10 protein-coding genes are annotated in these 9,676 nt (G+C 39.6%); 9 read left to right on the top strand and 1 reads right to left on the bottom strand.

Annotated features, from left to right (window positions below; all coding sequences use genetic code 11):
• Positions 1-138 precede the first annotated feature (138 nt).
• The 3 genes from CVS91_RS04360 to dnaK are packed head-to-tail and all read left to right on the top strand — an operon-like array spanning position 139 to position 3,375.
• On the top strand, positions 139-933 hold the full coding sequence (locus CVS91_RS04360; RefSeq protein ID WP_107830571.1) for an HrcA family transcriptional regulator: 795 nt from the start codon (positions 139-141) through the stop codon (positions 931-933).
• Positions 930-1,472 carry a nucleotide exchange factor GrpE gene (gene grpE / locus CVS91_RS04355; RefSeq protein ID WP_009294121.1) on the top strand — a complete coding sequence of 181 codons (543 nt, stop codon included), beginning with the start codon at positions 930-932 and terminating at the stop codon, positions 1,470-1,472. Before CVS91_RS04360 ends, grpE begins: the two co-directional genes overlap by 4 nt.
• Positions 1,473-1,503: 31 nt before the next feature.
• Entirely contained in the window at positions 1,504-3,375 is a 1,872-nt protein-coding gene (gene dnaK / locus CVS91_RS04350) for a molecular chaperone DnaK (RefSeq protein WP_107830567.1), read from the top strand.
• Between the two features lie 145 nt (positions 3,376-3,520).
• Here the strand turns inward: dnaK and CVS91_RS04345 are convergent, their stop codons facing one another.
• On the bottom strand, positions 3,521-4,123 hold the full coding sequence (locus CVS91_RS04345; RefSeq protein ID WP_107830565.1) for an MBL fold metallo-hydrolase: 603 nt from the start codon (positions 4,121-4,123) through the stop codon (positions 3,521-3,523).
• Between the two features lie 120 nt (positions 4,124-4,243).
• On the opposite strand from CVS91_RS04345, the gene CVS91_RS04340 reads away from it, so the two are divergent.
• The 6 genes from CVS91_RS04340 to kdsB are packed head-to-tail and all read left to right on the top strand — an operon-like array spanning position 4,244 to position 9,567.
• Positions 4,244-4,981, top strand: a complete 738-nt coding sequence (locus CVS91_RS04340; protein WP_107830563.1) for an NAD+ synthase — start codon at positions 4,244-4,246, stop codon at positions 4,979-4,981.
• A gap of 10 nt (positions 4,982-4,991) precedes the next feature.
• A complete protein-coding gene (locus CVS91_RS04335; RefSeq protein WP_107830561.1) occupies positions 4,992-6,122 on the top strand; it encodes a DegT/DnrJ/EryC1/StrS family aminotransferase in 1,131 nt (376 codons plus the stop codon).
• On the top strand, positions 6,115-7,035 hold the full coding sequence (locus CVS91_RS04330; RefSeq protein WP_107830559.1) for a tetraacyldisaccharide 4'-kinase: 921 nt from the start codon (positions 6,115-6,117) through the stop codon (positions 7,033-7,035). Before CVS91_RS04335 ends, CVS91_RS04330 begins: the two co-directional genes overlap by 8 nt.
• Positions 7,036-7,085: 50 nt before the next feature.
• Entirely contained in the window at positions 7,086-7,400 is a 315-nt protein-coding gene (gene cutA / locus CVS91_RS10670; protein ID WP_107830557.1) for a divalent cation tolerance protein CutA, read from the top strand.
• Complete coding sequence (gene thrC / locus CVS91_RS04320; protein ID WP_107830555.1) at positions 7,397-8,860, top strand: threonine synthase; 1,464 nt, start codon at positions 7,397-7,399, stop codon at positions 8,858-8,860. The genes cutA and thrC overlap by 4 nt, the downstream gene beginning before the upstream one ends.
• Positions 8,857-9,567, top strand: a complete 711-nt coding sequence (gene kdsB, locus CVS91_RS04315; protein ID WP_107830553.1) for a 3-deoxy-manno-octulosonate cytidylyltransferase — start codon at positions 8,857-8,859, stop codon at positions 9,565-9,567. Before thrC ends, kdsB begins: the two co-directional genes overlap by 4 nt.
• Positions 9,568-9,676: the final 109 nt, after the last annotated feature.

The following is a 9,676-nucleotide window of genomic DNA, read 5'->3' as shown; positions in this document are numbered from 1 at the left end:
GCTTATAATATAGGCATTAGAAAAGTTTAGTTATATAGGCTAAATATATATAAATAAATTTTTTTAACTTATATACTTGACATTGATAAACTAAAGTTGTATAATCCGCTTAGCAATTAAAAAGAAAGAGTGCTAAAAGTGAGTAAAACAAATAAACGCGATTTGATACTAAATTCTATCATTGAAGCCTATTTGCAGGACAATGCGCCTATTGGCTCAAACGAGCTTGGCTCTCGTATGAGCGTGGCGATACCAGCATCGACGATACGTGTTTATTTTAAAAAGCTTTCAGATGAGGGCGAGATCACAAAGCTTCACATCAGTGGCGGCAGGATCCCAACTATCGCTGCGATGAGAAGATATTGGAGTGAAATTTTTGGCGAAAACGACATAAATTTAGAGATAAATGATCCAAGAAGCTTAAAGATGCTCTGTGATGAGTTTGAGCTTTATTGTATGATTTTTGGCACGATCGATAAGGAGTTGCTAGAAATTTTAAATTTAAATGATAGATATCTGGTTTTAAATTTTAATGGCGATGAGATCGCCATTAAATTTGACGCTAGGATGTATAAATTTTTAAACAACCTTATCGGAGTTAGTTTAGACAAGCTTGAGCTTATCTGTTCTCAAGTTGGCTTAAGCGAACTAAAAAACAAGATAAGAGAGCTTAAAAGGACTAAAATTTACTTCCAAGAAAATGAAATTTTAGCCTTTGATATGTTTAAGGATAGACGCTTTAAGATGATTTTTGATCCTAGTTTTAGCCTACAGATGGACGAAAAGCTTACATTTTCTCCTATGTTTGATGAAAATTACATGGGGCTTAAATTTAAAGCAAACTACCTTGGTAGTGAGGCGCAGATGATCTGTGCTGGCAGTGTTTATACTGATTATGTGAAATTTATAAATCTAATAAAGGAGGCCGCGTGAGCGAAGAGGTAAAAGAGCAAAATCTACCTGAGGTTGAGCCTGTGCAAGAGGCAGCTAGCGATAGCGTAAATTTAGATGCACTTGGCGATATCTCAAAAGTGGAGAAGCTCGAAAAAGAGCTTGGCGAGATCACTGATAAATATTACAGAGCAAATGCTGAGTTTGAAAATATCAAAAAGCGTTATGAAAAAGAGAAAGCAGACGTTGCAAGCTATGCAAATGAGAAATTTGCAAGGGACTTGCTACCAGTCATCGATGCGCTCGAGATCGCTGCAAATTTTGACCCAGAAGATGATGAATTTGCTAAAAAGATCAAAGAGGGCATTTTGATAACGATAAATCAGTTCAAGAAATGTTTTGAAAAGCATGGCGTGAGCGAGATCGCAACTGATGCCGAGTTTGACCCAAATGTGCATAATGCTGTTTTAAGGGTCGATAGCGAGGAGAAGCAAAGCGGTCAGATCGTGCAAGCTTTACAAAAAGGCTATATGATAAATGGTAGGGTTTTGCGCCCAGCCATGGTCAGTGTGGCAAACTAAATTTAAAAAATAAATCTAATAAAGGAAAAATATGTCAAAAGTTATAGGTATAGACTTAGGTACAACAAACTCTTGTGTGAGCGTTTTTGAGCGCGGCGAGAGCAAGGTTATCCCAAATAAAGAGGGCAAAAACACAACTCCATCTGTTGTTGCTTTTACAGATAAAGGTGAAATTCTAGTAGGTGACGTCGCAAAACGTCAAGCAGTTACAAACCCTGAAAAAACGATATATTCTATCAAACGTATCATGGGTTTGATGAGCAATGAAAAAAATGCTGAAGAGGCAAAGGCTCGCTTGCCATATCACGTTGTGGATAGAAATGGCGCTTGCGCGGTTGAGATCGCTGGTAAGGTCTATACTCCGCAAGAAATTTCAGCAAAAATTCTTATCAAACTAAAAGAAGATGCTGAAGCATACCTTGGTGAAAAGGTAACAGATGCGGTTATCACTGTGCCAGCTTACTTTAACGATAGCCAAAGGAAGGCTACAAAAGAGGCTGGAACGATCGCAGGACTAAATGTGCTTCGTATCATCAACGAGCCAACAGCTGCGGCACTTGCGTATGGTCTTGATAAAAAAGAGGCTGAGAAAATTTTAGTTTATGACCTAGGTGGTGGTACATTTGACGTTACAGTGCTAGAAACTGGCGATAATATCGTTGAAGTTTTGGCAACTGGTGGTAATGCATTCTTAGGTGGTGATGACTTTGATAATAAGATCATCGACTGGCTAGTAAGTGAGTTTAAAAACGAAACTGGTATCGATCTAAAAGGCGATATCATGGCACTTCAGCGCTTAAAAGAAGCAGCAGAAAATGCTAAAAAAGAGCTAAGCTCAGCTCAAGAGACCGAGATAAATTTACCATTTATCACAGCTGATGCGACTGGTCCAAAACACCTTGTCAAAAAGCTAACTCGCGCTAAATTTGAAGGCATGATCGACTCACTTGTTGGCGAGACTATCACTAAGATAAATGAAGTCATCAAAGATGCAGGTCTAAGCAAGGGCGACATCAAAGAGGTCGTAATGGTCGGTGGTTCAACTCGTGTGCCACTTGTTCAAGAAGAGGTTAAAAAGGCGTTTGGCAAAGAGCTAAATAAGAGCGTAAACCCAGATGAAGTCGTAGCTATCGGTGCTGCGATCCAAGGTGCGGTTATAAAAGGTGACGTTAAAGACGTGCTACTTCTTGACGTTACTCCACTTAGCCTTGGTATCGAGACACTTGGCGGCGTGATGACTAAGATCATCGAAAAAGGCACAACCATACCAACTAAGAAAAGCCAAGTCTTCTCAACTGCTGAAGATAACCAAAGTGCTGTTACTATCATGGTTTTACAAGGTGAGCGTGAGTTTGCAAGGGATAATAAATCACTTGGTAACTTCAATCTTGAAGGCATCCCAGCAGCTCCAAGAGGTGTGCCTCAAATAGAAGTCGAATTTGATATCGACGCAAACGGAATTTTAACCGTTTCAGCGAAAGATAAAGCGACTGGCAAAGCCCAAAACATCACTATCTCAGGATCAAGCGGTCTTAGCGAAGAAGAGATAAATAACATGGTAAAAGATGCTGAGCTTCACAAAGAAGAGGATAAAAAGCGCAAAGACGCAGTAGAAGCTAGAAACCAAGCAGACGCACTAGTTCATCAAACTGAAAAGAGCATGAGCGAGCTTGGCGAGAAGGTCCCAGCTGAGGATAGAAGCAACATCGAAGCTGCGCTAAATGATCTAAAAGAGGTTCTAAAAGATGAAAACTCTTCAAAAGAGCAAATCGACGCAAAGGTAGAAGCTCTAAGCAAAGCTAGCCACAAACTAGCAGAAGCTATGTATAAAAAAGATGAAAACGCTGGTGCAAACGGCGGCAACAAAAAAGACGACGACGTCATAGACGCTGAAGTCGAGTAAAACTCCTAGAGCAGGGCAATCAGCCTTGCTCTTTTAACTTATAAATTTAAGCCCCTAAACACTTTTTAATATACACTCACAACATCATTTTACGAGATAAAAAGTATAAATTTCTAAAATGCAAAAATTTAGCCGTGCTCTAAAATCAAGACCTTTTAACGATCTCTACCCATCTATCAAGCTCTTGTTGCTCGACTTTTAGCGTGCTGCTTTCGCCGTGTCCTGGATAAAGTGCAAAGTCACCCTTTAGATTTTTGCATTTTTCTAAGCTTTTTAGCATCTCATTTTTATCTGAATATGGAAAGTCCCAGCGTCCGATGCTACCTTTAAATAAAAAATCTCCACTAAACATCGCGTCATCTATCTCTATCATCGAGCAGCCCGGTGTGTGCCCTGGGAAATGGTGAAATTTAAAAGAAAATTCATCCACTACAAAGCTCTCATCGCCTTGAGCCAAAACATCTGGCACAAAGGTATTTTTCATATAGCCAAAAATGTCACTCTCGCACATAAAAGCATCAAATTTATTGATATAAACTGGGATTTTTAGCTCATTTTTTAGCTCGCTCACGTCGTAAATATGGTCAAAATGCCCATGAGTGCAAAGTATTGCCTTTAAATTTTGTGCATTTTGCAAAACCCACTCTTTTGCCCCATCGCCTGGGTCTATCACTAAACTTGAGCCATTTTTGGTGACGATGTAGCAATTTGTCCCAAAATCGCCAAAACTTTTATGCATTACTCTCATTTCTTACCTTAAATTTATTATTTCTTAAATATTTGCATCTTTTTACTTAAACTTAAAGAAAAATTTTAAATTTACTTAGTATAATCTTTTCAAAAGGAAGCAAATTTAGGCAAAGGGACAATGAAGGGGTATCAAAAAATAGAAGAAACCTTAGTTTTTAGCTTAAAAGATAAAACTAAAGGTAAAAAACTACTATTAGGTGTAAGCGGCGGTATTGATTCTGCTGTGGTTGCGACACTTTGTGCGAGAGCAAAGCCAGATGAAACTCATGCTCTCATCATGCCAACAGCATCATCAAACAAAGAAAATATGGACGATGCCTTAAATTTATGTGAAAAACTAAACATAAAATATAAGGTTTTGTCTATAGAGAGCATTTTAAATGCCTTTTACGAAACGATAGATGTAAATTTAAGCAATTTAAGAAAAGGGAATTTGGCAGCTAGAGTTAGAATGAGCTTGCTTTATGATTATTCATCTAGTATAAATGCTCTGGTCATCGGCACAAGCAACAAAAGTGAGCTTATGCTTGGTTATGGCACGATATTTGGAGACTTGGCGTGCGCGATAAATCCTATCGGAGAGCTTTATAAGAGTGAAATTTTTGAATTTGCAAAACATCTTGGCGTTGATAAAAATTTTATAGACAAGGCGCCTTCGGCCGATCTTTGGGATGGACAAAGCGACGAGGGTGACATAGGTTACAGCTATGCTGTTATCGACGAGATTTTACAAAATTTAGAAAATAACAAGGAGCAGGTCATCAAAAAGTTTGGATCAAAAGCGGTCTTGGATATAGAAAATAGAGTTGTGACAAACAGGTTTAAACGACAAATGCCGTTGATAGTGAAAATTTAAAGGATTAAAGATGAGAGAAATTCCGTTTTACAAACCGACTATCACTGAGCGTGAGAGTGAGCTTATCGAAGAGGCTTTGCATTCTGAAAATGCTACTGATACAGTTGCTAAATTTGAAGAAAAGATCAAAGAGTACTTTGGTGCGAAATTTGTAGTTACTACAAATAACATCGCAGCAGCGCACCATCTAGCACTAAGCGCGATGGACACAAAGCGCGGTGACAAGGTCATCTGCTCAGTAAATGCCTTCCCTAGCGTGGCTCAGGCTGTTAGACATTTTGATGCTGAGCCTATCTTTGTTGATATCGATGAAGAGGACTTTAACATCAGCCCAGAAGCCCTTGAAAAGGTGCTAAAAGAGCAAAATCACAAAAAACTAAAATGTGCTTTTATCTCACACATCGCTGGACAAAGCGCTAGGCTTGATGAGATAAAAGCTATCTGCGAAAAATACGGCATCGTCGTTTTAGATGATGCAAACCGAGGCATAGGACTAACATATAATGGCAAAAAGGTTGGTTCAGACTCGTTTTTGTCATGCTTTCAGACAAACTCACGCGTGCAAAATCCTATCTCAACAGTTGGATTTTTCACGACAAATGACGAAGAGGTCTATAAAAAAGCAAAACTACTTCGTAACTACGCCCTTGTAAATGGTATAGATAAATTTGGTAGTTTAAGCTACATCTACGACGTTGTTGATATCGGTTTAAAATATGACATAAACTCGATAAATGCGGCATTTTCTATCGCTCAGCTTGAAAAGACAGACGAGCTTATAAAACGTAGAAAAAAGATCGCTGAAATTTACGATAAAGAGCTTAAAGAGTGTCACAACATCACAACTCCAGTCAAAAAACGCGAGCACATTTACACTCAGTATATCATCAAGATAAATAAAAACCGCGACAGCTTTGCTAGAGAGCTTTTGGAGCGTGGAATTCACACTTCGCTGCACTACATACCGATACATTTGCTAAGCTATTATAAAAATAAATATTCGCTTAAAGTAAATGACTTCCCAAATGCTCTAAAAGCGTATCAACAAGTCTTGTCGCTGCCTATATATCATAGTTTGAGCGACGAAGAGGTGCAATACATCTGCAGCACGATAAAAGAAATTTCTAAATCTCGTGTTTAAGAAATTTAACATCCTTTTACACTCTTGGGCGAATGACTACTTCTTTCGCCCAAATTTCTTTCAAATTTTACTAGCATTTTTACTTTTGCCACTAAGTCTTATCTACGCTTTAGTCGTTATTTGCAAGAAATTTAGCGCGCAAAAAAAAGATCTAGGCATAAAGATAATAAGCGTTGGAAATTTAACTCTTGGAGGAAGCGGCAAGACCCCACTTTGCGTCGCTATCGCTAAGAATTTCGAAGGCGCTTTTATCATCCTTAGAGGCTATAAAAGAAAGAGCAAGGGCATGCAAGTTGTCGCTAGGGATGGCGAAATTTTGCTTGACGTGGCGGCAAGTGGCGATGAGGCGATGATATATGCCACAAGCATCAAAAACGCAAATGTGATCGTAAGCGAAGATAGAAAAGTAGCCATAGACTACGCCAAAGAGCATGGCGCAAAGTATATCTTGCTGGACGATGGGTTTTCTAAATTTGACATAGCTAAATTTGACATATTAGTGCGTCCAAACCCAGAGCCAAAGCTAAAGCTTTGCTTGCCAAGTGGGGCTTATAGATATCCATTTAGCTTTTATAAATTTGGTGATTTCATAGCACGTGAGGGGCAAACTCACTTTAGAAAGAGTGAAATTTTAAATAAAAGCGAAAAAATGGTGCTAGTTACCGCCATAGCAAACCCAGCCCGCCTTGAAGCATTTTTTAGCGAGTGCGTGGGACAGGTATTTTTCCCTGATCACTACGACTTTTCAAAAGAAGAGCTAAGTGAAATTTTGCAAAGTTATGGCGCTACCTCGCTTTTGGTGACGCAAAAGGACTATGTAAAGGTAAAGGATTTTGGACTGAGAGTATCGCTTATAACGCTTGAAGTTACGCTAAGCGAGGAGTTTAAAAAGGTTTTGGCGAAGCAAATTTAAGCCCATTTTGTTATAATGAGCCACTTTTTAAAAGGAAAATTTAGATCAAAATGAGAATTTTAATCACCTCAGTCGCAAAGAAAAAAGAGGCAAAAAAATTAAGCAAAAAGCTCGTAAAAAAGGGACTTGCAGCTTGCGTGAGTAGCTTTAGCGCAAAGAGCATTTATCTTTGGCAAGAGAAGCTTTGTGATGAAAAAGAGCAAATTTTACTCATAAAAACAGACGTGAAATTTAAAAAAGTAGCTAAATTTATAAGAAAGCACCACAGCTACAAAACCCCAGAAATTTTGGCACTTAAGCCAAAAGATGTTTTTAAAAAATACGAAAATTGGATAAAAAAATCAACCAAAAAAGGCAAAAAATGAGACTAGCACCAACTAGAAGCGTAAAAGACGAAAAGGTAAAAAATGTAAATTTAAGCACAGCCATGCTTAGCCCAAGCTCCGCTCACGGCGGACTTTACGCGCCAAAGAAGCTACCAAAGATCACAAAGGCAAAGTGGCAAGAGCTCTCAAGCCTAAGCTACGAAAAGCTCGCACTTCACATCATCTCGCTATTTAAATTTGACGTGCCAGAGGCGTTTTTCAAAAAAGCGGTCAAAAGATATGCAAGCTTTGATGATCCAAAGCACCCAGTCATTTTTAAAAAAATAGATAAAAATTTATACGTAAATGAGCTCTATCACGGTCCAACAAGGGCATTTAAGGATATGGCGCTTCAGCCTTTTGGCTCGCTGCTTAGCCAGCTAGCAAAGGAAAGGGGCGAAAGATACCTTATCATGTGCGCAACTAGCGGTGACACTGGTCCTGCGACACTTCAAACCTTTGCAAATGACGAAAATATAAAGGTCGTTTGCCTCTATCCAGATGGCGGCACGAGCGAGGTACAAAAACTACAAATGCAGACCATGCAAGGTGAAAATTTAAAGGTTTTTGGCATAAAAGGCGACTTTGACGACGCCCAAAGAGCGCTAAAAACGCTGCTTGCAAATGATAAATTTAAATCTGAGCTTAAGAAAAAGCGCCTTAAACTAAGCGCGGCAAACTCGGTAAATTTTGGCAGAATTCTCTTTCAGATCATCTACCACGCCTACGCCTACGCAAATTTACTAAAACAAAAGGCGCTTAAGGCAAACGAGAGCTTTGACATCATCGTGCCAAGTGGAAATTTCGGCAACGCTCTTGGGGCGTATTACGCTAAAAAAATGGGCGCAAAGATCGGTAAGATCAAGATCGCCTCAAACGCAAACAACATCTTGACGCAGTTTTTCACCACCGGAGTTTACGACCTCAGGGACAAAAAGCTGGTTAAGACGATAAGCCCAGCCATGGATATTTTAATAAGCTCAAACGTCGAGCGCTTGCTATTTGATAAATTTGGTAGCGAGCGAACTAATGAGCTCATGCAAAGCTTAGCCAAAAATAAATTTTATAAGCTTAGCAAGCAAGAGCTTGAAGTGCTACAAGAGGACTTTGAGGCTAGCTGGTGCGAAGATAAAGAGTGCGAGGCATATATCGCAAAGCTCGCAAAGGACGGCTACGCGATCGATCCGCATACGGCTACTTGCTTTAAAATGGTGGATGCTAGCCGCATAAATGTCATCACATCGACCGCGCACTGGGTGAAATTTACGCCAAGCATGATCAAAGCGTGCCAGATCAAAGATACAAAAGATGAAAAAGATGCGCTCGCAAAGACTGCTAAAATCTTAAATGACAGCGTGCCAAACTCGATAAACTCGCTATTTAGTGCGAAAATTTTGCATAAAAATATCATAAAAGAGGACGAGATCAAAAAGTGCGTCCTAGAATGGATCGAGCGATGATAATCATCCCAGCCCGCCTTGCCTCAACAAGGTTTAGTAATAAAATTTTAAAAGAGATAAACGGCGTGCCGATGTTTGTGGCGACGGCTCTTAGAGTAAGCGGCGTGGACGATGTGGCGGTTGCGGTGGACGAGCCAAGCGTGCTTGATATCGCCAAGGCTCACGGCATAAAAGCGGTGCTAACTAGTAAAGATCATCAAAGTGGCACCGACAGGATAAATGAAGCGGCACAAATTTTGGGGCTAAGTGAGAGCGAGATCATCATAAATGTTCAGGCTGATGAGCCATTTATCGAGCCTGAAAATATCGCTAAATTTAGGGCATTTTGCGAGCAAAACAGGCAAAAAGCCTTTATGTTTTCTTGCTATAAAAAGATGGACGATGAGTTTGCAGATGATAAAAATTTAGTCAAAGTGGTGACTGATTTTGAGGGATATGCGCTTTATTTTTCAAGATCGAGGATACCATTTAACAGAAGCGAGTGCAAAAGCTACAAGGCGCACCTTGGCATCTACGGATACAGCGTAAAAAGCCTAAAAGAGTTTTGCGGCCTCTTGCCTTCAAGCCTTGAAAACACCGAGAAACTCGAGCAGCTGCGCGCCCTAGAAAATGGCAAAAAAATAGCGATGCTAGAGGTTGAAAGTCAAAGTATCGGCATCGATAGCGAAGAGGACTACCAAAGAGCGCTAGCTAAATTTGGCAAATGAGCCTAAATTTGCTCTGCTTTGGCGTCTTTGCTGCGGCAGAGCAAAATCTAAATTTTATAAATTTGGGTAATGGTTTGGCTGATTTTTTGACTTTGATTTTGTGCTCTTG

Source organism: Campylobacter concisus (genome assembly GCF_003048985.1).
GTDB classification, from domain to species: domain Bacteria; phylum Campylobacterota; class Campylobacteria; order Campylobacterales; family Campylobacteraceae; genus Campylobacter_A; species Campylobacter_A concisus_AY.
Note: the sequence above shows the minus strand (reverse complement) of the source record. Positions and strands in the feature narration are given on the sequence as shown.